Genomic DNA, 25,730 nt, shown 5'->3' on the forward strand with positions numbered 1-25,730 from the left:
CTGCAAATTGTCAGGAAGAATTGCAGTCAGGCGCAAAATAAATCAAATGCATAATGTCTATAATGATTATGCAACAATTCTCATTAGCTCAATTTCGCTCTCAATTCAGTCGTCAGAAGATCGGTGACAGCATCGAAGCGCCCGGGCGCAGCCTGACGAATGAGAGTCACATGCATTGGTAAAGCGAAATCGCAAACCTCCAATATTTGCAAGTGATGCCGATGAGAACTTTCATAAAACTGGCGCCGCGGAATAAGGCTGAGCCCGCCACTATGCGCGAGCAATGACAACTGCAAATCTTCACCAAAGACTTCTGCTATGATGTGAAGAGGCAATTGCTGCCGTTCATAACTTTTCATGAGAAAGGCTCGGCATCCACACCCATGTGGATTCAAAAACCAACCTTCGTCAGCAAGATCACGCAGATGCCAGGGCGCGCCATTGGCTTTTGTGGCGGCTTTATTCGCAGAGACGACAACGACTTGTTCCGCACCAAGCCTATGACGGACAAGCGTGTTTGGAATGATATGATCATCGGTCAGAAGACCGACGGAACAATCGAGAGATCCTGAGCGCATATCTTCGATCAGATCGCGGGTCCAATTGGAACCGATCTGCAATTTGATCTGTGGGAAGCCTCGGCGCAACGCATCAAGAGGGGACGTTAACACAATACCGCCGAGACCATGGGCGACGCCGATCTTTAACTCACCCACAGGAGTGGCATGTTTCGTTGTGCTGGCCTGCAATTTTGCGACGGCAGTCAAAACATCTCGGCATTGCGCGAGTACATGAACCCCAAGGGCTGTCAACACGGCTGGCTTAACTTCGCGGTTGAAAATAGGTGCATCCTTCATCGCGGCTTCAAAGTTTTGCACCCGTCGCGTAACCGCCGGCTGCGTTAGATTGAGCCGGACGGCCGCGCGATTAACGGAGCCGGTTTCCGCCACAGCCACAAATGCTTCGATGTCTTGGAGGTTCATCAGCAGAAACTAACCCAGATGCAATTACAATGATAGCATATTTGATCTCTTTTTGCGTCTCCACTTTATGAAGCATGCGTCTTGTGTTGTCAGACTTGTCATCTGGTCCGAGAATTCGAAAAAAGATGAGCACGTTTGTTTCGATCTCATAATTTGTATATTTACAAAGTGTCAACGTAATTGTGGCATCCAGAATAATCGCTGCGGCCTTGAGATATAAGCCTGTGCTGCAGGGAAAAAGGTGGCTCATTGTTGCGGCTTGTTATGCCGAATCTCGCGAGCAGCAATCGCCTCGACAGATTGACCAGCCGAGATGTGCGCAGTGTGTGAGAGCGTCGCAAAAATTGGAAAAGTCGTGAATTTGCTCCTGATCATCGGCACCGTCCGCCTTCCACCCGAAAATCTCGCACGCGCCAAGCCAATCATGCGCCGCATGGTCGAGATGAGCCGCGCCGAGAATGGCTGCGTGGAATACTCCTATGCCGAGGACGTGCTCGATCCCGGCCTGATCCATGTGAGCGAAATCTGGCGCGATCAGGCGGCGCTCGACCGGCATTTCGCGTCGGAACATCTCACGCAATGGCGCGCCGCCTGGCCGGATTTGGGCATTCGCGACCGCAACCTGCGCAGCTACGAAATCGGCGCGCCGCGCGTCACGTAATCACACCGCAAACTTCTTCGCGCCCGCGACGCAGCACACGACGCCGGCCATGGCGGCGAACATCAGCACGCTCAAATGCTCGTGCAGCAGCGTCGCCGCGAGCACGAGGCCGAGAAACGGTTGCAGCAATTGCAATTGCCCGACGGCCGCGATGCCGCCGAGCGCCAGGCCGCGATACCAGAAGACGAAGCCGAGCAGCATGCTGAAGATCGAGACATAAGCGAGGCCGATCCAGGCCGGCGCACGAATCGTGTCCCACGCGGCCGGCAGGCTCATCGCGGCGATCAGCAGCATCGGCGGTAAGGCGAGCACCAGCGCCCACGAAATCACCTGCCAGCCGCCCAGGCGGCGCGAGATCTTGCCACCCTCGGCATAGCCAAGACCGCACAGCAGAATGGCCGCGACCATGAGCGCATCGCCCGTGAACGTGCCATTGCCGCTGCTGACGAATGCGAAACCGACGACCGCCAGGCTGCCGAGCACGGAGAAGAGCCAGAACAGCGGCTTGGGCCGTTCGCCGCCGCGCCAGGCGCCGAACAGTGCCGTCGCCAAAGGCAAAAGCCCGACATAGACGATCGAATGGGCAGAGGTGATGTGCTGCAGCGCCAGCGCGGTAAGCAAAGGAAACCCGACGACCACGCCGAGCGCGACGATGGCGAGTGGGACAAAGTCCTCGCGCCGCGGCCGCGCCTGCCGCAGCAGGCCGAGCAGCGCCGCGCCGAGCAAGGCGGCGATCACCGCCCGAGCGGAAGTGAGGAACAAAGGCGAGAAGCCGGCCACGGCCACGCGCGTCGCCGGCAACGAGCCGCTGAAGATGACGACGCCGACGAGGCCGCTGCCCCAACCCTGTATCGATGTTTTCATGCGGTCAAGCCTTACCGCCTTCCCTCTGGCAAAGGCAGACACAGTTCAGTACAATTTGACGAAACTGTACCGGCATGAGGAGCCATACACTTGTCTCTGCACGCGCCCGACACATCAGGAACGCGCACCGCCGAAGTGATGAACGCGGTGCGCGCCAGGATCGCGAGCCGGGCGCTGAGCCCGGGCGACCGGCTGCCCTCCATCCGCGGCTTTGCCGCGACGATGGGCGTGTCGCCCTCGACAATCGTCGAAGCCTATGACCGGCTGGCGGCGGAGGGCCTCATTCTGGCGCGGCGCGGCTCCGGCTTTTATGTGGCGCCGAAAGCGCTGCAGCCCCTTACCCTGACCGTGGATGCGCCGCAGCGCGACCGCTCGGTCGACCCGTTCTGGGTCTCGCGCCAGGCGCTCGACGCCGACCCGGACATGCCGAAGCCGGGTTGCGGCTGGCTGCCGCCGGATTGGATGCCGGGCGACGCGCTGCGCCGCGCCTTTCGCAGCGTCGCGCGCGCGAGCGACGAGACCTTCACGGATTATGGCAGCACGCGCGGCTCGCTGGCCCTGCGGCGGCTGCTCATCGCGCGCTTCGCGGAGGAGGGGCTCGAGGCCTCGCCCGACCATCTCCTGCTCACCGCGTCGGGCACGCAAAGTCTCGACCTCATCTGCCGCTTCCTGCTGCGCCCTGGCGACACGGTGCTGGTGGACGATCCGTGCTATTTCAATTTCCGCGCGCTCTTGCGGGCGCACCAGGCAAGAATCGTGAGCGTGCCCTACACGCCGGCGGGGCCGGACCTCGCGCGTTTCGAAGCCGTTCTCGCCGCGTCGCGCCCGCGCCTCTACATCACCAATTCCGCCTTGCACAACCCGACCGGCGCGACCCTGTCGCCGCAAGTCGCGCACCGCCTGCTCACCCTCGCCGCGGCGCATGATCTCATCGTCGTCGAGGACGATATTTTTGCCGATTTCGAGCCCGAGCCCTCGCCCCGCCTCGCCGTGCTCGACGGGCTTGAGCACGTGATCCGCATCGGCAGCTTTTCCAAGACGCTCTCGGCTTCCGTGCGGTGCGGCTATATCGCGGCCAAACCCGAGTGGATCGACGATCTCGTCAACCTGCAGATCGCCATCAACTTCGGCGGCCCGAGCCCGGTCGCGACCGGCATGATCGCCCACGTGCTCAAAAGCGGCGTCTACCGCAAGCACATGGACGAGCTGCGCCGCCGCCTGGCGCGCGCGAGGGCGGACACGGCCAAACGCCTGCAGCGCCTCGGCCTCGAGCCCTGGGTAACTCCGCGCGGCGGCTTCTATCTCTGGTGCCGCCTGCCGGACGGGAAGGATTCCGCTCACGTAGCCCGCGCCGCAATCGCGCAAGGCATCGTGCTCGCGCCGGGCAACATCTTCAGCGCGGCGCAGACGGCGGCGGGTTACATGCGGTTCAATGTGGCGCAGTCGGGGGATGTGCGGGTGTATCGGGTTTTGGGGGAAGCGTTGCGGGGGGTATAAGTTAAGAGGCAGGTGCCACAAACGCCTTAAGGAGCGTTTGCCTACTATCGTGTAGGGACAATTCGGAGGTCTGGCGAAGCTTGAAATCCTGCTCCTTAGCCACCTCTTTAGCCAGATCGTCCATCTCGATAGATAGAGCTTTTAGTCCCTCGTACTTTTCAGCTGTATCGAAAATTTGTCTCGACCCGTCGGGCGTGCGTAACGCCATTGCCTTTGAGCTATTGTGATAAAGTTCATCGAGAAACCTCTGGGTCTCGGCGAGAACCGCCAATTCGTAAAAGCTTCCGGTGGATAAAGCCGGGATGTCCGCATGGTACATAGTCGCCGCAATATCAAAGCTCGGAAACACGATTTTCCGGCCTTCTTCAATAGCATCGTTTTTCACGTTTTTGCACAGCCGAATTGCTTTCTTCAGTCCGCCCGAAGCTAGCTGATCCCGGGTGTGGACCCGGTGGATATGGAGAAACGGAAGGTTGTCGATTGTTTCCGGCACCTTGTTATTTAGGATAGTCACACCACGGTCTCTCTCCAGCAGCGAAGTTTGGTAGTCGATCGTGTCATGCCAATGCGACGGCACCACATCGACTGGACGTGCAAGGGAGCCGCCAGATATACCAATCGCTTTCCCGCCACTGGTGTCGACGTCCGCTGCCGGAAAACGTGCCCTCAGAATCTTCTCTGCCTCGCTTCTCAACTTTGACAAAACCTGAACCGATGTTCTGCTGGTCGGCGAGGTGTAGAAACCGCTGCGGCTGAGAGCGCCTTCTGTGCGGTAGGTCAAAAAGCTGGCATCAAGGCTCAGTAGATCAACATCGCTAACCCCGCGGATATGAACGTCGAGTGGCACAGATCCTTGTAATCTGAAGAGAACGGAAAGGCCCGCGCTTATCAGTCCATCGTTGAGTTGATTTCCCACTCGCTCGGCCGTCTCAACGCTGATACGAGTGTATTGCTCATCAACTGCCTGCATGGCGCCAAGGGCATATCGCGTGTAGGGCTGGCCTGTGGCGCGTTTTTGCCAAACTTCATCGCCAATGCTTTTGGCGATGATCACGCGCTGCGCGTCTTCGGCCAGCCTACCTAGTCGATCTGTGCCACGCCGACGAACGCTGAGCTGATTCAGACGCTTGTTGATATCGCGCGCCATACTTCACGCCCTTTGCAACTTCATGGTGCCGAAAGTGTATCGCCCGTGCCCATTGAAATATTCCCCGTCGGCACTGCGAAGATTCTTGTCGAAGATTATTTCAGCAAAACCTCGATGGCTCGCGAGATCTGCTTCTCCAATTTTAGGATAGTTCCGATAGCTGTAGAATAGTCTGTAACCGTCTGCTTCATCGCAGACTAGCGCTGCGCTTTCGCTATTCGAACCTGACTGATGGGTCTTAAGCCGTACCCGTATTTTGTCCCAACTTTGTACGATAGTGATCTTGGCTTGCCATTGGCCGCCAGGGTTTCCAGCTGAGGCAATCGTTTCGCCTTGGCACATCCATTCGCCACTTAAGTCCGGCACTTTCAGAAGCTGCCCAAGCGGCGTCCATTTCCAAGCATAGCGATTGAGAAACCAAGAAAGGAGTGTAAACACCGCCCCGGCGCCCACTAGAGACAGTATTGACGGAGGCAAGTTGGCGGGTAGCCCAAGCCGCTTAGCCAAATCAACCGCCCATAATAGAACGAAAACGGTCGATGCGGATATTCCCGCTGCTATAAGGCTTAGATATCGGCCAACTTTGACGCGGCTCACTCCGCCCAGAACAGTGTATTCATGCTCCATGCGCCCCCCAATGCCATCCCCACGGCTGAAAAGCTTATTTTCGCTTCGTCTGCAGCGGGCAAGGCGTCACGCGTCCGCTTTGGATCAAAAGAGGAAGTGAATTGATTTCTTAGATCCCCCCGTTTTGCGGTTTCCTTCCTCATCTCACTGTATTTTATACGTTGTAAAGCATCTCGGTGTGTGAGCGTTTGCACAGATCAATGGTTGGAGGATGATTGCTGGGGATTTGCTAAAACACTTATAGAACACCATCGCGCTCTTGCGAGAAAGAGCCTGTGCCGCAGCACTTATCACGATTCACATGCGCTGCGGCTCTCACATAGTGCGTCAAGCGCGGGATGACATGGAGGCTTTGATGAAGTGAGAGGCCACCGCCCCCTCACACCGGCATGGCGGTTTCCACCAGCTTCGCCCAATAGCTCATCCCATACGGAATCAGCTCATCATTGAAATCATATTGCGGATGATGCAGCCCCGCGCTGTCGCCGTTGCCGGCGAAGATGAAGGCGCCGGGGCGGGCGAGGAGCATGTAGGAGAAATCTTCCGCGCCCATCATCGGCGGCATGGCAATATCCACCTTGTCGGCGCCGACGATCGTGCCGGCGATCTCGGCGGCGAAGTCCGTTTGGCTGGGGTGATTTTCGGTGACAGGATAGCCGCGGTAATAGTGCACCTCGGCTTTGGCGCGGTGGGCGCGCGCGGTGAATTCCACGATCTCGCGTAAGCGCGCTTCGGCGCCCGCGCGCACCTCTTCGCGCAACGCGCGGATCGTGCCGGAGAGGCGCACCTTTTGCGGAATGACGTTGTAAGCATCGCCGCCGTGAAAGCAGGTGACCGAGACGACCACCGAGTCGAGCGGATCGATGGTGCGCGCGGCAATGGTCTGCAGCGCCACGACGATCTGCGAGCCGGCCACCACCGGGTCGATACATTGGTGCGGCTTGGCGGCATGGCCGCCGCGCCCTTCGATATCGATGTCGAAACGGTCCGCCGCCGCCATCAGCGGGCCGGGCCTGAGCCCGAACGAGCCGACCGGCATGCCGGGCGCGTTGTGCATGCCATAGACTTCCTGCACGTTGAACCGCTCCATCAAGCCGTCTTCCACCATGGCGAGGCCACCGCCGCCGCCCTCTTCCGCCGGCTGGAAAATCACCACGGCGGTGCCGTCGAAATTGCGGGTTTCGGTGAGATAGCGCGCGGCGCCGAGCAGCATGGCGGTGTGGCCGTCGTGGCCGCAGGCGTGCATCTTGCCCGCATTGCGCGATTTATAGGGCAGGTCGGTCGCTTCCAGAATCGGCAGCGCGTCCATGTCGGCGCGCAGGCCGATGGCGCGGCCGGTCCTGTCGCTGCGGCCCTTGATGACACCGACGACACCGGTGCGGCCAAGGCCGGTCACCACGTCGTCGCAGCCGAATGCGCGCAATTTTTCCGCGACGAGCCCGGCGGTGCGGTGCACGTCGTACAGCAATTCGGGATTTTGATGAATGTCGTGGCGCCAGCCTTTGACGTCGTCCGCCAATTCGGCAATTCGGTTGATGATGGGCATAGGGTTGAGCCTGTTGTCTCGCGTTAATATGGCTATATGATTGGCCGGTGGGCGCGAATTGTCCAGCAGCAACGAGGTTTTAGGGAAAATGGCGCGTCGCTTGCCGCCCATGAAAAGTCTGCTTGCGTTCGAGGCCGCGGTGCGCACCGGCTCGATCCGCAAGGCGGCGCAAGAGCTCAATCTCGACCATTCGGTGGTGAGCCGGCATTTGCGCACGCTGCAGGAGCGCTTCGCGACGCCGATCTACACGAGCACCGCGCAGGGGATCCGGCCGACCGAGGCGGGGCTGGAATTTGCCGCGCAGGTCACGCGCTCGCTCGATCTCATCGGCAATGCGGCGGCGAAACTCACGAGCCCCGAGGAGGGCCTGGTGCTGCATGTGTGGTGCATGCCGGGCTTTGCCCTGCGCTGGCTCACGCCGCGCCTGCCGGCGCTGGCGAAATCGCTGCCCGGCGTCGAAATCCTGATCAAGCCGACGGACGAACTCGACGGCCTCGACAACGGCGCGGCCGATATCGATATCCGCTATGGCGCGCCGCGCTCGGCGTCGATTCAGATGGCGATTTTCGCCGAGCCTCTGGTCTATGCGGTCGCCTCGCCGGATTGGGTGAGCCGCCACCCGATGCCCGAGGCGCCCGCCGATCTGTTGAAGGCGCAGCTCATCCACGAGGACACGACCGACCAGTGGCGCGACTGGTTCCGTTTGCACGACGTGACCCTGGCGAGCGCCCTGCACGGGACGCGGCTGTGGCAGGCGCATCTGTCGATCGAGGCGGCGAAGCTCGGCCAGGGCGTGGCGCTGGCCAATGATTTTCTCGTGCGCGAGGATCTGGCGCACGGCAGCCTGATCAAACTCGCCAGCCCCGGCGTGATGCTGAACCCCTACATGCTGCGCGCCCGCAAGGAACGCTGGGATGAACCGTCGATCCGGCGGTTCCGGACGTGGTTCATGCGCGAGGTGCAGAGTTTTGGGGTATAACGGCGTCGGAATACCGGATTAGGACGAATGATGCCGCGCGAATCCTTCTCCCATCGGGAGAAGGTGGCATGCGAAGCATGACGGATGAGGGGACATACGATCGATATTCGCCTCAATTTCGGCCGCAGCCTCTCTCGCCGGAGAGTCCCCTCATCCGACCGACTTCGTCGGCCACCTTCTCCCGATGGGAGAAGGGCGCGCGGCAATATTTGTGCTTATATCTTCGACACCGGCAGATCGCGTAAGAAAGCTCCCAGGTCGTCGGTGACGAAATCGATATAGGGCTCGCGGCCCGAACCGATCTCCCACGGCTCGCGATGGTCCTTCGCGCCCTTTTTTGGCGCGACCAAGGTCGTCGTCATGCCGCGCGCATGCGGGACGACGAGGTTCTTGGCAATGTCCTCGAACATCGCCGCCCTGGCCGGATCGACGCCGTGCGCCTCGAAGAAACGCAAATACGTCCGCTCGGCGGGTTTGGGCACGAAATCCGCGGCGACGATGTCGAAAATATCCTCGAACATCCGGGTAAGGCCGAGCTGCTCGGCGGTCTTCAGCGCATGCTCGCGCGACCCGTTGGTGAAAATCAGCTTGCGTCCCGGCAGGCGCAGGATCGCGCTGGCCAGACTGTGATTGGGGTTGAGCGAGGAGCGGTCGATGTCATGCACGAACGCCAAGAACTCGTCGGCCGAAATCTCGTGCTCGGCCATCAGCCCGTTCAGCGTCGTGCCATAGGTCTGGTAATAATATTTTTGCAGCGCACGCGAGGTCAGGCCGTCGAGGCCGAACAGATGCATCAGAAACATGGTGATGCGCGCATCGATCTTCGGCCACAGATCCGAATCGGCCGGATAGAGCGTGTTGTCGAGATCGAAAACCCACGTGTCGACGTGACGGAAGGCGGTGTGAAGGGAACGCGGATGGTGGGTCATGGGCTATAAACTTTAGTCAATTTCGCCCTTCTCCTCGTAAGGGAGAAGATGGCACGCGATAGCGCGACGAATAAGGGCGCTTGCACGTGAAAGGATCAAAGATACTCTCGATGGGCGAAACGTTAAGAGAAATTGCTCACCTAGTCGCAAGTCCCTCATCTGCTTCACTTCGTTCGGTCCCCTCGCCCACGGCTTTGTCGCGGGCGAGGGGGACGATCAGCCTTACTTCGTGATCAGCGTGCCGGCGCCGTGGTCGGTGAAGAGCTCCACCAGCACCGCGTGCGGGACCTTGCCGTCGAGAATGACCACGCCTTCGACGCCCTGTTCCAGTGCGTAGATGCAGGTCTCGACTTTCGGGATCATGCCGCCGGTGATCGTGCCGTCGGCGATGAGGCCGCGAATGTCGTCGACTTTTAGCTCCTTGATCAGCTGCTTGTTCTTGTCGAGCACGCCGGGCACATCGGTCAGGAACAGCAGGCGCTTGGCGCCGAGCGCGCCGGCGATCGCCCCGGCGAACGTATCGGCGTTCACGTTATAGGTCTCGCCATCCTTGCCCTGCGCGACCGGCGCCAGGACCGGAATGAGCTCGCGGCCGAGAACCTGGTCGAGCACGGTGGAATCGACATAGGCCGGCTCGCCGACGAAGCCGAGATCGACGATCTGCTCGATGTTGGAATCGGTGTCATAGACGGTGCGCGTCACCTTGGTGGCGGTGACCATATTGCCGTCCTTGCCGCACAGGCCGATGGCGCGGCCGCCTTCGGCATTGATGAAGCCGACGATCTGTTTGTTGATCGCGCCGGCCAACACCATTTCGACGATCTCGATGGTCGCCTTGTCGGTGATGCGCAGGCCGGCGGAAAACTCGCTCTTGATGCCGAGCTTCGTCAGCATGGCGCCGATCTGCGGGCCGCCGCCATGCACCACAACCGGATTGATGCCGGACTGTTCCAGCATCACCATGTCCCGGGCAAAGTCGCGCGCGACCTTTTCGTCGCCCATGGCATGGCCGCCGTATTTCACCACGACGATCGCGTCGTCGTAGCGCAGCATGTGCGGCAATGCCTGGGTGAGAATTTCCGCCTGTTTCTGAGGACTATCGTTCATGAAGCATGTCCGAGGTGGGAAAAATCGCTTAGGGACAGGACCCCAGCACAAACATCATAAGCCGCGTTCGTGCAACATTTTCATGATGGCGGCGCGCAATTCGGCAATGCCGTCGCCTTTTTCGGAGGAGGTGAAGATCACCTCCGGATAGGCGGCGGGGTGCTTCTTCAGCGCCTCCAGCGTCGCCTCGATGCGTGGGCCCACGTCGGCCTTTTTCACCTCGTCGAGCTTGGTCAGCACGACCTGGTAGGACATGGCGGCGGCGTCCAGCGTTTCCAGCATCTGGTGATCGGCCTCTTTCAGGCCATGGCGGCCGTCGATCAGCACGAAGACCCGGGCGAGCGTGATGCGGCCGCGCAGATAACCGCGCATCAGCCGCGTCCATTGGGAGATCTTGTCCTTCGACACTTTGGCATAGCCATAGCCTGGCATGTCGACGAGGCGCAGGCGGTCGTTCAGGTTGAAGAAATTCAATTGCTGAGTGCGGCCCGGCGTGTGCGACGTGCGCGCCAGCGTCTTGCGATTGGTCAGCGCATTGAGCAGCGAGGACTTGCCGACATTCGAGCGCCCGGCAAAGGCGATCTCGGGGGGGCCGAGCGGCGGCAAGCCGTCAATCTTGCTCGCCGCCCAGATAAAATCGCAGGGGCCTGCGAACAACATGCGCCCCTGCTCGGCAAAATCGGGAAGAACCTGCGCTTCGCTCACGTATCCGCCTGCTTCGGCTTGTTCAAGCCGATCATCCCGCGCAAGTTGTCGAACAGTTCGACCTTTCCGCCTGCCTGCCTGATGATGTAGCTCTGCTGAATGATGCTGAGCAGGTTGTTCCAGACGTAATAGATCGTCAGACCGGCCGGCAGGTTGCTCATGAAGAAGGTGAACACGATCGGCATATAGGTGAACATCTGCTTCTGCACCGGGTCGGTCGGTTCCGGATTCATCTTCATCTGCAGGAACATCGTGAAGCCCATCAGCACCGGCCAGGGGCCGAGCGACAGAGCGTGTCCGATAACGGGGAGTTGCTCGAAGTAGGGGATGTGCACCGGATCGAAGGGCAGGAGGCCGAACAGGTTGAAGATGTTGAGTGGGTCGGGGACTGAGAGGTCTTTGACCCAGCCGAAGAACGGCGCATGGCGCAATTCGATCGTGATGTAGATAACTTTGACGAGCGCCAGGAACACCGGGATCGTGACAAGCATCGGCAAGCAGCCGGCGAGCGGGTTCACCTTCTCGCGCTTGTACAATTCCATGGTTTCCTGCTGCTGCTTCACCTTGTCGTCGGGATAGCGCTCCTTGATCGCCTGCATCTGCGGCTGCAGCGCCTTCATGCGCGCCATCGACTGATAGGAACGGTTGGCAAGCGGGAACAGCACCGCCTTGATGATGACGGTCAGCGCCATGATCGCGAGGCCGAAATTGCCGACGATGCCGTAGATGCGGATAAGGAGATACATCAGCGGCTTGACCACGATGCCGAACCAGCCCCAGTCGATCATCAGATCGAAATTGCGGATCTTGTCGGCGGTCTCGTAATGGTCGAGCGCATCGATTTCCTTGGCGCCGACGAAGGCCTTGGTCGTGACGTCGACACTGGTGTTGGGCGCCAGAACCTGCGCGTCGTTGATCGTGTCGGCCTGGTAATTGCGCAGCTTGTTCTTTTCTTCCGCTCTCACGGTCGGGTCGGCCATGCGGGTGATGTCGCTCGCCCAGGTCTGGAACCGACCCTTCACATGGGTCTGATTGTCGGGAATGACTGCCGTGGTCCAGAACCGGTCGGTAAAGCCGATCCAGCCGCCATTGCCGTCGGCAGCATCCTGGGTGGCCTTGGCCTCGGGGCCCTCGGCATTCTTGTCCAATTGCGCGTAAGTCGCCTGCTGCAATTTGGACTCGCCGAGGACGCCGATCAGGCCTTCAAACACACTCGCATAGGGGCTCACCGGCATGCTATGCCGGGTGACGAGCGCGTAATGGTTGAGCGCGACATCGGCGCTCCCCTTGTTTTCGACGCTGTCCTTGACCGTGAACATATATTGGTCGTCGACGCTGATCAGGCGCTTGAAGACGAGGCCCTGGCCGTTGTCATAAGTCAACGTGACGGGTTTTTCCGGGGTCAGCGTGTCGCTGTCGGCGGTCCACAGCGTATTCTTGTCTGGCATCTGCTTGGCGGCGGCGCCGGCGGCGACAAAGCCCATTTCAACATAATAGGCGTTCGGCGCGCCGGCCGGCGACAGCAGGCTCACGAGCGGGCTGTCGGGCTGGATGGTCTCGTGATAGGTCTTGAGCGACATATCGTCGATGCGGCCACCCTTGAGCGCGATCGTGCCCTTGAGATTGCGCGTGTTGACGGTGACTCGGGGGCTGAGCGCCAAAGCGTCGTCGCGGCTGAGCTGCGGCTCGCTTGAAGCCTGCGGCACCTGGCCATTGGCGATCGCAATCGCCTTGGCCTGCTGCTGGACCTCTTCCTGCTTGACGACTTGCGCCTGATGGGTCTTGTCGGCGTAATAGGTCCAGCCAAACAGAACGAGACCCGACAGGATCATCGCGAGATAGAGATTCTTTTTGTCCTCGTTCATGCTCTTCGACCTGATCTGAAAGTTGCCGCGACCAATCCGCCCCAGGCCGTCGGCGCTTTTTATTTAATTGACTTAACTGAGTTTTTTGCCTTTTTACGGGCGTTGCCCGGCCCCGATTTGGCATGCGGCAGCCGGACCAGCGCCTGCCTCAACGCCTCTTGCAGCGCCGCGAATGGCGCGTGCAGCGCGGCCTCGCGCGCAACGACCACATAATCGTGGCCTTTTTGCGCGGGCAGATCGGTGAGACGCAAGACTTCGCGCAGGCGCCTGCGGATCCGGTTGCGCACGACGGCATTGCCGACCTTCTTGGTCACGGTGAGACCAAAGCGCGGCAGGCTGTCCGGTGCATGCGCCGCCATTTGCACCGTGAAGGGCGGCAGATGGCAGCGACGCCCAGTGGCGGCATGCACGAAATCCCGACGCACCTTTAGCCGCTCCGGCGGGGCCGGGCGGCTGGTAACATGCGAGGAACTCGCTTCGTCTGTCGTGTTGGCCGGAGCCATGCTGGGCGCGTGTCCTTTATTTAAAAAAACAACGCGCTTGCGAGCCGTTTAGGCCGACAGGCGCTTGCGGCCGCGCGCACGGCGGGCAGCGATCACGGCGCGGCCGCCGACGGTGGCCATGCGTGCGCGGAAGCCGTGGCGGCGCTTGCGCACGAGTTTGCTGGGTTGATATGTCCGTTTCACGGGATCCACTCCGGTCTTAAATACACAACGCGCGCCTTTAGAAACCCCACCGGGCTCTGCTGTCCTCACGCTGCTCAAAGGTAAAGGATTCAGGTCGAACGACCCTCGCGAGCCGAAATCTGAGCGGCGCATATAGGGGCAAGCACGGCCGGAAGTCAACGAAAAGCCGCGCCTTTCTTGCACGCGGCTCCCGCGGTCGCGCGGGAAACACCGTTAACCGCCTGCCTTTGCTTTGGAAATGGCGATTTTAAGCCTATTCGACCACCGTGCCCATGATCCAATAGCAGTCGAAATCGCCGCTCAGACGGACACAGGAGAAGGGCGGCTGCTTTTGCTCGATCGTCACTTTCAGCCCGCGCACCAGGCGCTGGCAGGCGCCCGAACTCTCCTTGCCCTTAACGAAGGTATCGGCGGCGGCGGCGCTCTTGGCCTGTAGGTCGTAGGCTTTTTTGATATCGGCGACGCTGCGACAGGCGACCGCACTATCGGTGACGGCGGCGTTTTGCGCCGCCGCCGCGCCGGCGAGCATCACGAAAGGAAGGCAAGCAAACAGCAGCTTCATGGTCAAAGCCTCATCAAAGTCCCGTTAAAGCAGATGCACCATCATGCCCTAAGACGGAGGCCGGTTTCAATCCTGCCCGCCTGAAGCGGTAAGCAGCGGTCTAAGCGCCGGATTTTCGGCGCTCATCCCGCATCGAACCACCGCGGCCTGCTGCGATTTGCCGCGGAATGGACATGGTGTGCTCTTTTTGCGGTTACCGCCGGCCGGGTACGGAATTGACCCCGGCGCGGATCAGGATGTCCTCGGCCTCGGACGGCAAGATGGCTTCCGGATCCGGCCGGCGATCCGGATGGGCGCCGTCGCCTGCATGGATGTGCGGCTGCGCATCGGCGATCGCCGTTTCCAATTTGCCGATACGGGCGGCAAGCTCCTCGAGCTTGCGTTCGATCTGATCCTGTCCGGCTTTAAAGCTCTTGAGCTGCTCCAGCAGCAGGGTTTCAATCTCACTGGCCATGAACGGCCCTTTCTGTCGCGCACGTGCTTCGAACGCCCCGCAAGCCAAGCCGCGGGGAAGAAGCCGCACTTAATAAAGATAGCGCGGCTTTCGGAATTTTCGCAATGTGTCTCATGGCGAATCGGGCTGTTTCCGGCGCTTTTCCGGTTAGGCTGGGGAGCGGTTAGGCGGCGGCCAAGGGATTCAGCAACGGAACGCCAGCACCTTTAAAATCGGCGAGGTTACGGGTCACGACCCTCATGTCCGGTTGTTCGAGCGAAAACTGCCTGATGTGGCCAACTTATGAACCTTCTGGAGGCCATTGCTGCGCTCCGTGCAGCACGCGTAAAATCGTTACGACACGCTCATTTTCAGTGTAGATGACCACATAGTTTTTCCTAACAACCATTTCCCGAGTCCCTGGAACCCGTCCGGAACGGTAGAGTTTGGGATGCTCTGGCAAGAGCGCTGCTTTGTCCTCAAGATCGTCTTTCAATCGCTGAGCAGCGGCTGGGTTGTCATCCGAAATATAATCGATGATCGCCAGGAGATCGGCGCGGGCCGCTTCTTTCCATTCAAGAACGGGCACGATGCTTCCGATTGATCAAAGCCTGCGCTTCATCCATCACCCGATCGTGCGGCACGGTTGGCCTTGTATCGTCCATTGCTTCTCTCACCTTGGCGCGGAACCACGCGTCGTAAGCATCCGGGTCGGCAGTCAAAGCTGCGGGCAAGCCGCCTTCTTTGACGACTCGCGCCAAGAGAATACGCACCGCATCGGAGATCGTCAGACCGAAATTGGCGAGCTTTTCGGTTGCATCCGCCTTCAAATCATCATCCACTCGAACATGGAGCATGGAGGTCTGAGCCATGAGGAATCTCCTACTATCCGCCGGATAATATGTATCTCAATTGAGATACTTGCAACTTCAGAATCCATGCGGCGGAAATCTTCGCAGTGCGGCGCGATCATCCTGCCGCAAACCATTGATCCTTGACTCCTATTCGCAGATCGCCAATACTAGAACAAATAATGAACAATCGACGAGGTCACCCATGTCCGCTACGCCGACACGGGAACGGATTTTTGCGCTTCGGCAGGAGATCGAAGCCCTTGAAACCGGGTCCATTCACGGCTTCTCGGCCGCGCGCCGCCATCTGCAAGGCCAGGTCGGGTTTGCGGCGGCGGAACGGCTGACCCTGGGCCATGCCCAGGCGGACGATCTGCTCGGCGGCCTCACCGTCGCGGCCATTCACGACGTGCTGCCGGCGGGCGCACCCGATATGGCGGCGGCCTCCGGCTTTGCGCTCGGGCTGATCGCCCGTTTGCGCAGCCAGGCCCATGCCGCGCGCAAGCCCTGGGCCTGGCTGCGGCAGGACCTTGCCGGGCTGGAGGTGGGTGAGCCTTACGGACCTGGCCTTGCCGCGCTTGGCTTGTCGCCCAATTGGCTCGTCGCCATCAGCGCGGCGGATGGCCCGATGCTGCTGCGAGTGGCGGAGGAGACTTTGCGCGCCCATGCCTTTTGCGGCGTGTTGATGGAGCCCTGGGGCAACCCGAAAGCACTGGATCTGACCGCCAGCCGCCGCCTGGCTCTCGCCGCGCTGGAGAGCGGCTGCATGGGCGTGCTGTTGCGCTCAGGCGGCCAGGAAATCCCCGGCTCGGTCGCGACCCGTTGGCTGATCCGCGCCCATCCGAGCCACGGGCATTTCGGCCCCGAACGGCCGACCTTCGATGTGGAATTAACGCGTAACCGCCGCGGCCGCACCGGCCGATGGGCGATGGAGTGGAGTATCGATGAGCAATCCTTCGCACCAAGGCAAACAGCCCCACCGCTTTCTGGTGGCGTATTTGCCCACCCTGCCGAGCGACCGCCTGGTGCGGCAGGGATCTTGCGCACCGGATGAAGCGCTGGCGCTGATCGCCAAGGACGGCAATGCCTGGCGCGTCACCCATCTCAATGCGAGAGCCCGTACGCTCGGCCTTAGGGAAGGCTTGAGCCTCACGGATACGCGCGCGCTTTATCCGCAAACCGCAACGCCCAAGCTCACCATCCTGGAAGGCAATCGCGAGGCGGATGCCCATGTGCTCGAGCAACTGGCCGATTGGGCCTTGCGTTACACGCCTTTGGTGGCGACCCATGGTCCCGACACGCTGATCCTCGATATCAGCGGTTGCGCGCATCTGTTCGCCGGCGAGGATGCCTTAGCTGCCGACATGATCGCACGGCTGCAACATCTGGGCTTTACCGCGCGCGTCAGTATCGCCTCGACGATCGGCGCGGCCTGGGCGCTGAGCCATGACGGGCCAGGCACGATTCTGCCTGCGGGACAGGAACGCACGGCGCTCGCCCCTCTGCCGCTGGCCGCGTTGCGCCTGCCGGCGGATCTTCTCGCCGCGCTGGAACGGCTCGGCCTGAAACGTATCGGCGAAGTAATGAGCGGCCCACGCGCGCCTTTGACCGCGCGGTTCGGCACGATCCTGCTGCAGCAATTGGCTCGCGCGCTCGGCAACGAGGACGAGCCGTTCTCGCCGCGCTTGTCCGTCGCGCCCTATTGGACGAGCCGCAACTTTCCCGACCCGATCGCCCGCGAGGAAGATGTGCGGCTGTGCACGCTGCAGTTGCTGCAATGCTTGCGCGACCGGCTGGAGCGCCACGGCGAAGGCGCGTTGCGCCTGCGGCTCAGTCTGTTCCGCGCCGATGGCGTGGTGAAACATGTAGAAGCGGGCATGAGCCGCGCCATGCGTGACGCGCGCGTCATGCAGGACATTCTGTGCCAGCGCCTGGACGCGCTCGCCGACGAAATCGATCCGGGCTTCGGCTTCGATTGCATCGCCGTCGCCGTTCTCGAAGCGGCACCGGTGACGGAGGAGGCGCTCGCCTTGAGCGCCGCTTACGATCCGCAAAATGTCATCCGCTTCATCGACCGCTTGGGCGCGCGGATCGGGCGCGCGCGGATCACGCGGCTCATGCCGGTCGAAAGCCATGTGCCGGAATATGCAATGCGCGTTCTTCCGGCCTATGATTCCATCGGCAAAATCGATTGGCCGAAGATGCAGGCGGAACCGGGCAGCCCGCCGCAACGGCCGATCCGGCTCTTTGCCCAACCTGAACCCATTGAAACAATGGCCAGCGTGCCCGATGGCCCGCCCGTGCGCTTCCGCTGGCGACGCATGATGCACGACATCGCGCTGACGGAAGGGCCGGAACGGCTTGCGAGCGAATGGTGGCGCGATTTGAACGGAAAGCCTCTCACCCGCGATTATTTCCGCGTCGAGGATCGCGAAGGCCGCCGCTTCTGGCTCTACCGCGACGGGCTCTATGACGAAACGCAGCGGCCGCGCTGGTTCATTCACGGGCTTTTCGCATGAGCTACGCTGAACTTGCAGTGATGACGAATTACTCATTCCTGCGCGGCGCGTCGAAGCCAGGCGAGCTTGTCGCGCGCGCGAAGGAATTAGGCTATGCCGGCATTGGCATCGCCGACCGCAATTCGCTCGCCGGCATGGTGCGTGCCCATGTGGCGGCCAAAAACTTAGGGATCAAGCTCGCGGTTGGCGCGCATCTCGTCTTTGCCGACGACACGCCGGAGATGCTTGCCTATCCCACCGACCGCGCCGCCTATGGCCGCTTGACGCGCCTTTTGACTACCGGAAACCTGCGCACGGGGAAAAAAGGCATCTGCGAACTTACAAAGGCCGATCTTTTCGACTATAGCGAAGGCCTTCTATTCATCGTTCTGCCACCAGCACGGCTCGATGCGGCCTTTACCGCGCGGATGCAAGCCTTGATTGAAGCATTGCCGCAGCAGATCTGGCTCGGCGCCACCATGCCGCGCCTCGGCAGCGACCGCCGGCGGCTGCACAATTTGCGAATGTTTGCGAAACGCTTGCACATCAAGCTCATCGCCATCGGCGACGTGCTCTATCACGCGCCGGAACGTCGTGTCCTGCAGGATGTTCTCACCTGTATTCGCGAACATGTGACAATCGAGGCGGCAGGCTATCGGCTGGAGACCAATGCCGAGCGGCATCTGAAACCGCACGCAGAAATCGCACGCCTCTTTCGTGATGATCCGGCAGCAGTTGAAGAGACGACGCGCTTTTTAGCCAAGCTTGATTTCAACCTTGATGAATTGGGCTACGAATATCCGCATGAGCCTTATGAAGGCTATTCTAGCCCTGGTGAGGCTCTGGCCGACCTTGCTGATAAAGGCGCGCGGAATCGATACGGCGGAATTATTCCTGAACACATCAAAAAAGCGCTCGCATATGAATTGGAGATCATCTCACGGCTAAAGTACGAACCTTATTTTCTCACCGTTTACGACATCGTGAAATTCGCGCGCAGCGAAGATATTCTCTGCCAAGGACGAGGATCGGCCGCCAATTCCGCCGTCTGCTATTGCTTGGGCATCACCGAAATTTCGCCCGAACGTGTGAATGGCCTATTGTTCGAACGTTTCGTTTCAGAAAATCGCAATGAGCCACCAGATATTGACGTCGATTTCGAACACGAAAAGCGAGAAAAGGTCATTCAATACATTTATAAGCGCTATGGTCGCAAGCGTGCCGGCATAGCCGCGACGGTCATTACCTATCGCTCGCGCAGTGCCATTCGCGATGTTGGAAAAGTGTTCGGCCTTTCGGAAGATGCAATTGGCGCACTGTCGCATTCGACGTGGGGATCGACCTCGCGCGGCATTTCCGATGACGAAGCGCGACGCGTCGGCCTCGATCCAGACGATCCGCGCCTTGCCAAAGCTTTGACGCTTGCAAAAGATCTCACTGGCTTTCCACGCCATCTCTCGCAGCACGTCGGCGGTTTCGTGTTGACACGTTACCGTCTTGATGAATCTGTGCCGATCGGCAATGCCGCGATGGACGATCGTACGTTCATCGAATGGGACAAAGACGATCTCGATGCGGTTGGCATGATGAAGGTCGATGTACTGGCGCTCGGTATGTTGACCGCCATAAAGAAAATGCTCGATTTGCTGAAGCGGCATTATGGCGTGCATAAAACCTTGGCATCCATCCCCGAAGGGCACGAACGTGTTTACAACATGATCCAAAGGGCCGATACGCTTGGCGTGTTCCAGATCGAAAGCCGTGCGCAAATGTCGATGTTGCCGCGCCTGAAGCCGGTGAATTTTTACGATCTCGTCATTGAAGTCGCCATCGTTCGACCCGGCCCGATTCAAGGCAATATGGTGCATCCCTATTTGCAGCGGCGACAAAATCCAAGTTCTGTCGTCTTTCCTAGCCCTTCTCCCGAAGAAGGACCTGCTAATGAACTGGAAGACGTCTTAGGAAAAACCCTTGGCGTACCGCTGTTTCAGGAACAGGCAATGCGCATCGCCATCGTCGCGGCAAAATTCACGCCCGCCGAAGCCGATCAATTGCGCCGCGCCATGGCCACGTTCCGGCATGCAGGCACGATCCACCAATTCGAAAGCAAGTTGATCGAGGGCATGGTGAAGCGCGGCTATGCGCGCGAGTTTGCCGAACGCTGCTTCCGTCAGATCAAGGGCTTCGGTGAATACGGCTTTCCCGAAAGCCATGCGGCAAGTTTCGCTTTGCTCGTCTATGCCTCCGCCTATCTCAAATGCTATTATCCCGATGTCTTCGCCGCCGGCCTGCTCAACGCGCAGCCGCTGGGGTTTTATTCGCCGGGGCAGATCGTGCGCGATGCGCGCGAACATGGCATCGAGGTGCGCGCACCCGACATCAATGCGTCCCATTGGGATGCGACGCTGGAACTCGGTCCGCCGCATCCGCCGCATGAAAAACACGCGAGCATGGTGGGCGATATCAAGACCACCCACGCGCTGCGCCTCGGCTTCCGCCAGATCAAGGGCTTTTCGCAAGACGATGCGAATTGCATCGCCGACCATCGCGGCGAGGGCTATGATTCCATCCGCGACCTGTGGCTGCGCACGCGCTTGCACCCGAGCGTGCTGGAGCGCCTCGCCGACGCGGATGCCTTCACCTCGCTCGGCCTGTCGCGGCGCGATGCGCTCTGGATTGTCCGGGGCCTCGGCCGCGCCGGCGACAAGGAAGATTTGCCGCTTTTATCCTTCGCGCAACAACAGCCGCTCGAACCCGACATGGCCTTGCCGCCCATGCTGGCCGGCGAGCACGTGGTGATGGATTATCGGTATTTGCATCTCAGCCTCAAAGCGCATCCGCTCAGCTTCCTGCGCCGCGAGTTGCAGCTTTTACGCATTTCGCCCTGCGATGATTTGCGTCGCACGGAAGACGACCGACGCGTGAGCGTCGCCGGGCTGGTGACGGTGCGCCAGCGCCCCGGCACGGCGAAAGGCACGATCTTCTTGACCCTCGAGGACGAAACCGGCATCGCCAACATCATCGTCTGGCCGAAAACCTTCGAGATCTTCCGCGCCATCGTGCTCGGCGCGCGCTTCATCCGCGCGACCGGCCGCCTACAAAGCGAAAGCGGCGTCACGCACATCGTCGCCGACACGCTAGAGGACATGACCGCGCGCCTGAGCGCCCTGCAGGCCGGCAAAAACGATCTGCAGGACCTCGCCCATGCCGACGAGATCAAGCGCGGCACGGGCGACGACCCACGCCAGAAGAACCGCCCGCCGATCGAGCCCGACATCGCCATCGACCTCGACGTCCCCGCCCGCGCAACCCGCCACGTGCCGGCGCGGATGGCGGGGTGACAATAACCTCATGATTCTTCCCCGCCGGCGGCCAGCGGCAACAGATCGACAAGGCGCTGGTCTCGCCGTCACAGTCCGCTCCAGGTCAAGACTCCGGGCCATCACGGATGCGCCTGTCAAAAATTGACACTTCCAGCTTGGTGCGCCTCGTTCGATGTGCTCAATATGCGCCAATGCCGGCCGCCACAAAAATCAATAGGGCCGAGGGAACTCCCCTTGACAGGCGGTGAATTGCGCAAGAAGATCGTATGTACGCAAACAATAATTCAGGCGCTTCTCGAAAGGCGAAGATGGCCATATCCGCTCGAAGCCGAGCGCGCGGAACGCTTCAGGGATTAGCTATCGGCGATGCCCTGGGGATGCCGACGCAATATATGCCGCGAACCCTGGTGGCGGAGCGCTACGGCATTCTCGAGACCTTCGAACCCGCGCCCGACGACAACCCAATCAGTCGCGGCATGCCGGCCGGCCGGGTCACCGACGATACGGATCAAGCGGTGATCCTAGGCGAGCTTCTGGTCGAAGGAAAAGGATACGTCGATCCGCGCCGTTTCGCCGACGAACTCCTGGCGTGGGAGACCCGCATGATCGCTGCGGGTTCGGCCGATCTGCTCGGACCGTCCACCCGCAAAGCGCTGACCATGATCGGACAGGGGATGCCGACCGACGAGACCGGCCGGACCGGCGCCACCAATGGCGCGGCGATGCGGGTCGCACCGGTGGGCATTGTCTTTCCGCCGCACCCGATCGAGTCGCTGGTCGACGCCGTATTCCAGTCTGGCCATGTCACACACAACACGACGATCGGCATGGCGGGCGCATCGGCAGTCGCCGCCGCGGTCAGCGCCGCCATCGATGGAGCGACCGTCGGGGAGGCGCTGGAGGCGGCGATCGAGGGGGCAAGGCACGGCGCCAAGCGTGGTTTCTATTTCGCCGGCGGCGACGTTGCCGCCCGGATTCGCTGGGCGATTGATCTGGTGCGCGGCAAGGCCGAGGCCGAGGCGCTCGATCTCATCTACGACATCGTTGGAACCGGTGTGGCAACCCAAGAAGCGGTGCCGGCGGCGATGGCGATCATCTCGCTCGCGCCAAAGGAGCCCTGGCGCATTTGCCGCCTGGCGGCGAGTCTGGGGGGCGACTGCGATACGGTCGGCGCCATCGCCGGGGCGATCGCTGGCGCCTGTCATGGTGTCGAAGGCTTTCCTGCGCACGTGATCTCGGCTTTGACTGCCGCCAATCCGGGGCTTGATCTCGTCGGGCTGGCCGACCGCTTGCTTGATCTGCGCGGTGGGGCCACGAGCCTTGCTCCCGCCGCCCATGCGGGAGCATCCCGGGAATGAACGCGAAACCTCTCCCGACCCGGCTGCTATCGGTGGGAAGCATCCTCGCCGATATTCGCATCGACGTGCCGGGCTTGCCGCCGCGCGGCGGTGATGTGTTGGGCTCGCAATCGACAATGAGCGCCGGAGGCGGCTTCAACATCCTTGCCGCGGCGGCACGTAACGGGCTCAGGACGGCTTTCGCCGGTCAGCACGGCAACGGCCCTTATGGCGCGCGTATCCGCTCCGAATTGCAGTCGGAAGGCATAGACATCCTGATGCCGCCCAGCGAAGCCGGAGACAGCGGCTTTTGCGTCGTGCTGGTCGAGCCGGACGGCGAACGCACTTTCGTCACCAGCCCTGGTGTCGAAGCCCGCCCGGGCACGATTCCGCTCGCCGACTTGAAGCTTGGTTCGGCGGATGCGCTGTTCGCGTCGGGTTATGATCTTTGTTATCCCGAACTTGGCCCTGCCATCGCCGGCTGGCTTCCCACTCTGCCGGCGAGTGTGACGGTTATGATTGATCCTGGCCCGCTGGTCGCCGATATTCCGTCGCATGTGATGGCTGCGGCACTGGCGCGGGCCGATATCGTCAGCTTGAACCGGCGCGAGGCAGCGCTGTTCTCCGGCGCCGACGATATTGCGGCGGCGGCCAAGCGAATCCGGGATCGTTTGTCGGACGGCGCGCTCGTGATCTTGCGGGATGGGGCGGCGGGATGTCTGTTGCTCGGCGCGGATATTGCAGAGCCTGGCCTCCAGGTGTCGGCGCCTGCCGTGCATATGGTTGACGCGACTGGGGCGGGGGATGCGCACACCGGCGTGTTCCTGGCTTCGCTCGCGGCGGGGTTCCCGGTTGCGGAGGCGGCACGGCGTGCCAACGCCGCTGCAGCCATCGCCGTCACACGAAAGGGGCCGGCAACCGCGCCCTGCGCTGAGGAGCTGAGCGCCTTTCTCGTCACGTGAAAGCATCACAAGAAGATAGGGTGGGCGCCTTCCGAAAAGCGCAAGCACCCTGCCAATAACAAGAAAATCGAGATAACAATGTCACGATCAACGAAGGGAACTGGAAACATGGTACATACGATCACGCGTCGCCATTTCACAGCCGCTCTGGGAACCGCCGCCGTCGCGGGCTCGTGGGCGCGTCCCGGCCTTGCTCAGGCCAAGGAAATCACCGTGCTCAATTGGAAAGGGTACGGCACGGACGAACCCTTCACGCTCAAGGGGTTCGCTGATCTGACCGGCATCACGATCAAGCACGATTACTTCAACTCCGAGCCGGAGATGCTGACGAAGCTGCGCACCAATCCCGGTGCCTACGACGTGGTGCTGATCAACAGCGCGCGCACGCAGCAAGCCGAGGCGGAAGGCCTGATCGATCCGATCGATTTTGCGACCGTCCCCAATTCCAAGGACCTTGCCCCCGCGCTCAAGGAGCACGCCAATCTCAAGGCAGATGGCAAGATCTATGGCCTCTCATGGCTGTGGGGTATGAATTCGCTTGCCGTGCGCAAGGGCATCAGCGCCGATAGCTGGTCGATTTTCACCGATCCGAAATATGCCGGCAAGCTGGCTTTGTTCGACGATGCCGTGACCTCCGTCGGCATCGGCGCCTTGCTGACCGGGCAGGATGCCAATAACCCCAAGGATCTTGCCAAAGTCACTGCAGCCCTGAAGGCGATGAAGCCGAACCTCAAATTGATGTGGTCGAGCGAGGACGAGTGGAACAAGGCCTTTGCGGCCAATTCCTTCGATATTTCCGTCTACTGGTCGGGTGCCGCCGTGCGCTCCATTCGCCAGCACAACTTGCCGGTGGAGTTCATCGTGCCGAAAGAAGGCGCGATCGGATGGCTCGACAGCCTAGCCGTTCCGACCACCAGCAAGAACAAGGCCGAGGCGCTCAAGTTCCTCAATTACATGATCGACCCGACCTTCTACTTCACCTGGGCCAAGGAAGCCGGTGCTCCGGCATCGGCGAACGAGGCCGCAATGGCGAAGCTGCCCGCCGACGATCTCAACCGGCAAATCCACAAGGCGGATTACCTGTCGAAGCTCACCTTCATGGCGGCCCTGCCCGATGATCGGCGTCAGGCCTTCAACGATTTGTGGGAAGAGGTGAAGGCCTTCTACGCAAAATAATCGGCGGGCAAAAAGCAAGCATGGCTCCGGCATCATGTCACGCATCTTGCGTGACATGATGCCGGCTATGAGGAGGAGCGGGTGGCGATCGTATCGAAGGCCGACGATGGCGCCGCGGCGCCGCGCAAGCGCTGGGGGCAAGGCTGGGCGACGGCCGCCCTGCTGACGCCGGCCTATGCGTGGCTGTTGCTGGCAGTTTTCCTGCCGCTCTGTGCCATGCTGTTTTTCAGCTTCCTCAAGAGCTCGCCCGTGCCGGGGCGACCGCTGATCTATACGGTCGACAATTATCTTGCCTTCATCAAACGCCCCTATCTTTTTGACGTCGCCTGGACGTCGATCCAGATCGGTTTATGGACGACCGGCCTATGTGCGCTGATCGGCCTTCCCGCGGCACTCGCCTTGGCGCGTGCGACAGCCGGGCGCTCCAAGCATGTGCTCTTCCTCCTCATCATCCTGCCGTTCTGGACCAATGGCCTGGTGCGGGTGTTCTCCTGGACCATGGTGCTGCGCGAAGGTGGCATTCTTGACTATGCCTTGCACTGGATTGTACCGGCCGCGCCGGCGGTGTCGCTGCTCTACACCTTTCCGGCCATCATCATCGGACTGGTGCACGCTTATCTGCCCTACATGATTCTGACCTGTTATCTCTCGGCCTCCGCGATCGAGGATGCCACCATTGAGGCCGCGCGGAGCCTCGGTGGCCGCACGCCCATCGTGTTCTGGAAAGTCTTGTTGCCGCTTTGCATGCCGGGCCTGATCTCCGGTTCGATCCTGATTTTCGTGCCGGTGATCGGCAGCTTCATGGAGCCGCGCATCCTTGGCGGCCGCATTGGCGTCACCATGGGCACCGTCATCGAGGATCAGTTTACCGCTGCGTTCAACTGGCCCTTGGGCGCAGCTCTGTCGTTTACGATGTTGGCCGTAGTGCTCTTGATTTTCGCCTTCTCGTCGCGCGTGCTTTCCGGCCGCGCGGCGACACCGTAGGAGGGCGG

Annotated in this window: 25 protein-coding genes; 10 read left to right on the forward strand and 15 right to left on the reverse strand. The window is 60.9% G+C overall.

Going from position 1 to position 25,730, the window contains the following annotated elements; translation table 11 throughout:
* Positions 1–83 precede the first annotated feature (83 nt).
* On the reverse strand, positions 84–983 hold the full coding sequence (locus V9T28_RS22185) for a LysR family transcriptional regulator (protein WP_116401283.1): 900 nt from the start codon (positions 981–983) through the stop codon (positions 84–86).
* A 361-nt stretch (positions 984–1,344) separates the two neighbouring features.
* On the opposite strand from V9T28_RS22185, the gene V9T28_RS22190 reads away from it, so the two are divergent.
* A complete protein-coding gene (locus V9T28_RS22190) occupies positions 1,345–1,644 on the forward strand; it encodes a putative quinol monooxygenase (protein ID WP_116401387.1) in 300 nt (99 codons plus the stop codon).
* On the opposite strand, the gene V9T28_RS22195 is transcribed toward V9T28_RS22190, so the two are convergent.
* Positions 1,645–2,508 carry a DMT family transporter gene (locus V9T28_RS22195; protein ID WP_116401284.1) on the reverse strand — a complete coding sequence of 288 codons (864 nt, stop codon included), beginning with the start codon at positions 2,506–2,508 and terminating at the stop codon, positions 1,645–1,647. It abuts the gene before it with no gap.
* 138 nt (positions 2,509–2,646) lie between these two features.
* On the opposite strand from V9T28_RS22195, the gene V9T28_RS22200 reads away from it, so the two are divergent.
* A complete protein-coding gene (locus V9T28_RS22200) occupies positions 2,647–4,005 on the forward strand; it encodes an aminotransferase-like domain-containing protein (protein ID WP_116401285.1) in 1,359 nt (452 codons plus the stop codon).
* A gap of 1 nt (position 4,006) precedes the next feature.
* Here V9T28_RS22200 and V9T28_RS22205 read toward each other — a convergent pair whose 3' ends face one another.
* The 3 genes from V9T28_RS22205 to V9T28_RS22215 all read right to left on the reverse strand — a co-directional run bounded on the left by V9T28_RS22205 (position 4,007) and on the right by V9T28_RS22215 (position 7,325).
* On the reverse strand, positions 4,007–5,152 hold the full coding sequence (locus tag V9T28_RS22205) for a hypothetical protein (RefSeq protein ID WP_116401286.1): 1,146 nt from the start codon (positions 5,150–5,152) through the stop codon (positions 4,007–4,009).
* Positions 5,153–5,155: 3 nt separating this feature from the next.
* Positions 5,156–5,779: a Cap15 family cyclic dinucleotide receptor domain-containing protein gene (locus V9T28_RS22210; RefSeq protein WP_116401287.1), complete on the reverse strand. Its 624-nt coding sequence runs from the start codon at positions 5,777–5,779 to the stop codon at positions 5,156–5,158.
* Positions 5,780–6,158: 379 nt separating this feature from the next.
* Complete coding sequence (locus V9T28_RS22215; protein WP_116401288.1) at positions 6,159–7,325, reverse strand: M20 aminoacylase family protein; 1,167 nt, start codon at positions 7,323–7,325, stop codon at positions 6,159–6,161.
* A gap of 109 nt (positions 7,326–7,434) precedes the next feature.
* Here V9T28_RS22215 and V9T28_RS22220 point away from each other — a divergent pair, with 109 nt between their 5' ends.
* Positions 7,435–8,304 carry a LysR substrate-binding domain-containing protein gene (locus V9T28_RS22220; RefSeq protein ID WP_158554816.1) on the forward strand — a complete coding sequence of 290 codons (870 nt, stop codon included), beginning with the start codon at positions 7,435–7,437 and terminating at the stop codon, positions 8,302–8,304.
* Between the two features lie 215 nt (positions 8,305–8,519).
* Here the strand turns inward: V9T28_RS22220 and V9T28_RS22225 are convergent, their stop codons facing one another.
* The 10 genes from V9T28_RS22225 to relB all read right to left on the reverse strand — a co-directional run bounded on the left by V9T28_RS22225 (position 8,520) and on the right by relB (position 15,463).
* Positions 8,520–9,233, reverse strand: a complete 714-nt coding sequence (locus V9T28_RS22225) for a pyrimidine 5'-nucleotidase (protein WP_116401290.1) — start codon at positions 9,231–9,233, stop codon at positions 8,520–8,522.
* A 222-nt stretch (positions 9,234–9,455) separates the two neighbouring features.
* Positions 9,456–10,340, reverse strand: a complete 885-nt coding sequence (gene argB, locus V9T28_RS22230; protein ID WP_116401291.1) for an acetylglutamate kinase — start codon at positions 10,338–10,340, stop codon at positions 9,456–9,458.
* A gap of 54 nt (positions 10,341–10,394) precedes the next feature.
* Positions 10,395–11,000, reverse strand: a complete 606-nt coding sequence (gene yihA / locus V9T28_RS22235; RefSeq protein WP_245424130.1) for a ribosome biogenesis GTP-binding protein YihA/YsxC — start codon at positions 10,998–11,000, stop codon at positions 10,395–10,397.
* A gap of 41 nt (positions 11,001–11,041) precedes the next feature.
* A complete protein-coding gene (yidC, locus tag V9T28_RS22240; RefSeq protein WP_116401293.1) occupies positions 11,042–12,910 on the reverse strand; it encodes a membrane protein insertase YidC in 1,869 nt (622 codons plus the stop codon).
* A 59-nt stretch (positions 12,911–12,969) separates the two neighbouring features.
* Complete coding sequence (gene rnpA, locus V9T28_RS22245) at positions 12,970–13,413, reverse strand: ribonuclease P protein component (protein WP_116401294.1); 444 nt, start codon at positions 13,411–13,413, stop codon at positions 12,970–12,972.
* Between the two features lie 48 nt (positions 13,414–13,461).
* Positions 13,462–13,596 carry a 50S ribosomal protein L34 gene (gene rpmH / locus V9T28_RS22250; RefSeq protein ID WP_116401388.1) on the reverse strand — a complete coding sequence of 45 codons (135 nt, stop codon included), beginning with the start codon at positions 13,594–13,596 and terminating at the stop codon, positions 13,462–13,464.
* Positions 13,597–13,849: 253 nt separating this feature from the next.
* On the reverse strand, positions 13,850–14,158 hold the full coding sequence (locus V9T28_RS22255; RefSeq protein ID WP_116401295.1) for a hypothetical protein: 309 nt from the start codon (positions 14,156–14,158) through the stop codon (positions 13,850–13,852).
* 193 nt (positions 14,159–14,351) lie between these two features.
* A complete protein-coding gene (locus V9T28_RS22260; RefSeq protein ID WP_116401296.1) occupies positions 14,352–14,612 on the reverse strand; it encodes a hypothetical protein in 261 nt (86 codons plus the stop codon).
* 280 nt (positions 14,613–14,892) lie between these two features.
* Positions 14,893–15,180, reverse strand: a complete 288-nt coding sequence (locus V9T28_RS22265; protein WP_116401297.1) for a type II toxin-antitoxin system RelE/ParE family toxin — start codon at positions 15,178–15,180, stop codon at positions 14,893–14,895.
* A complete protein-coding gene (gene relB, locus V9T28_RS22270) occupies positions 15,167–15,463 on the reverse strand; it encodes a type II toxin-antitoxin system RelB family antitoxin (RefSeq protein WP_116401298.1) in 297 nt (98 codons plus the stop codon). The genes V9T28_RS22265 and relB overlap by 14 nt, the downstream gene beginning before the upstream one ends.
* 184 nt (positions 15,464–15,647) lie before the next feature.
* Here relB and V9T28_RS22275 point away from each other — a divergent pair, with 184 nt between their 5' ends.
* From V9T28_RS22275 to V9T28_RS22305, 7 genes are all read left to right on the forward strand, one after another.
* Positions 15,648–16,496: an ImuA family protein gene (locus V9T28_RS22275; RefSeq protein WP_116401299.1), complete on the forward strand. Its 849-nt coding sequence runs from the start codon at positions 15,648–15,650 to the stop codon at positions 16,494–16,496.
* Complete coding sequence (locus V9T28_RS22280; protein WP_116401300.1) at positions 16,387–17,961, forward strand: Y-family DNA polymerase; 1,575 nt, start codon at positions 16,387–16,389, stop codon at positions 17,959–17,961. Before V9T28_RS22275 ends, V9T28_RS22280 begins: the two co-directional genes overlap by 110 nt.
* Positions 17,958–21,281, forward strand: a complete 3,324-nt coding sequence (locus V9T28_RS22285; protein ID WP_116401301.1) for an error-prone DNA polymerase — start codon at positions 17,958–17,960, stop codon at positions 21,279–21,281. Before V9T28_RS22280 ends, V9T28_RS22285 begins: the two co-directional genes overlap by 4 nt.
* A 359-nt stretch (positions 21,282–21,640) precedes the next feature.
* Positions 21,641–22,621, forward strand: coding sequence for an ADP-ribosylglycohydrolase family protein (locus V9T28_RS22290; protein ID WP_199500163.1), 981 nt, complete (start codon positions 21,641–21,643; stop codon positions 22,619–22,621).
* Positions 22,618–23,562 carry a PfkB family carbohydrate kinase gene (locus tag V9T28_RS22295; protein ID WP_116401303.1) on the forward strand — a complete coding sequence of 315 codons (945 nt, stop codon included), beginning with the start codon at positions 22,618–22,620 and terminating at the stop codon, positions 23,560–23,562. Before V9T28_RS22290 ends, V9T28_RS22295 begins: the two co-directional genes overlap by 4 nt.
* Before the next feature lie 108 nt (positions 23,563–23,670).
* The gene (locus tag V9T28_RS22300; RefSeq protein ID WP_116401304.1) at positions 23,671–24,738 is read left to right on the forward strand and encodes an ABC transporter substrate-binding protein; all 1,068 of its coding nucleotides are present in this window, start codon (positions 23,671–23,673) and stop codon (positions 24,736–24,738) included.
* 216 nt (positions 24,739–24,954) lie between these two features.
* Positions 24,955–25,722: an ABC transporter permease gene (locus tag V9T28_RS22305; RefSeq protein ID WP_116401389.1), complete on the forward strand. Its 768-nt coding sequence runs from the start codon at positions 24,955–24,957 to the stop codon at positions 25,720–25,722.
* The last annotated feature ends 8 nt before the right edge of the window (positions 25,723–25,730 follow it).

The organism is Methylovirgula sp. 4M-Z18 (genome assembly GCF_037890675.1).
Taxonomy (GTDB): domain Bacteria; phylum Pseudomonadota; class Alphaproteobacteria; order Rhizobiales; family Beijerinckiaceae; genus 4M-Z18.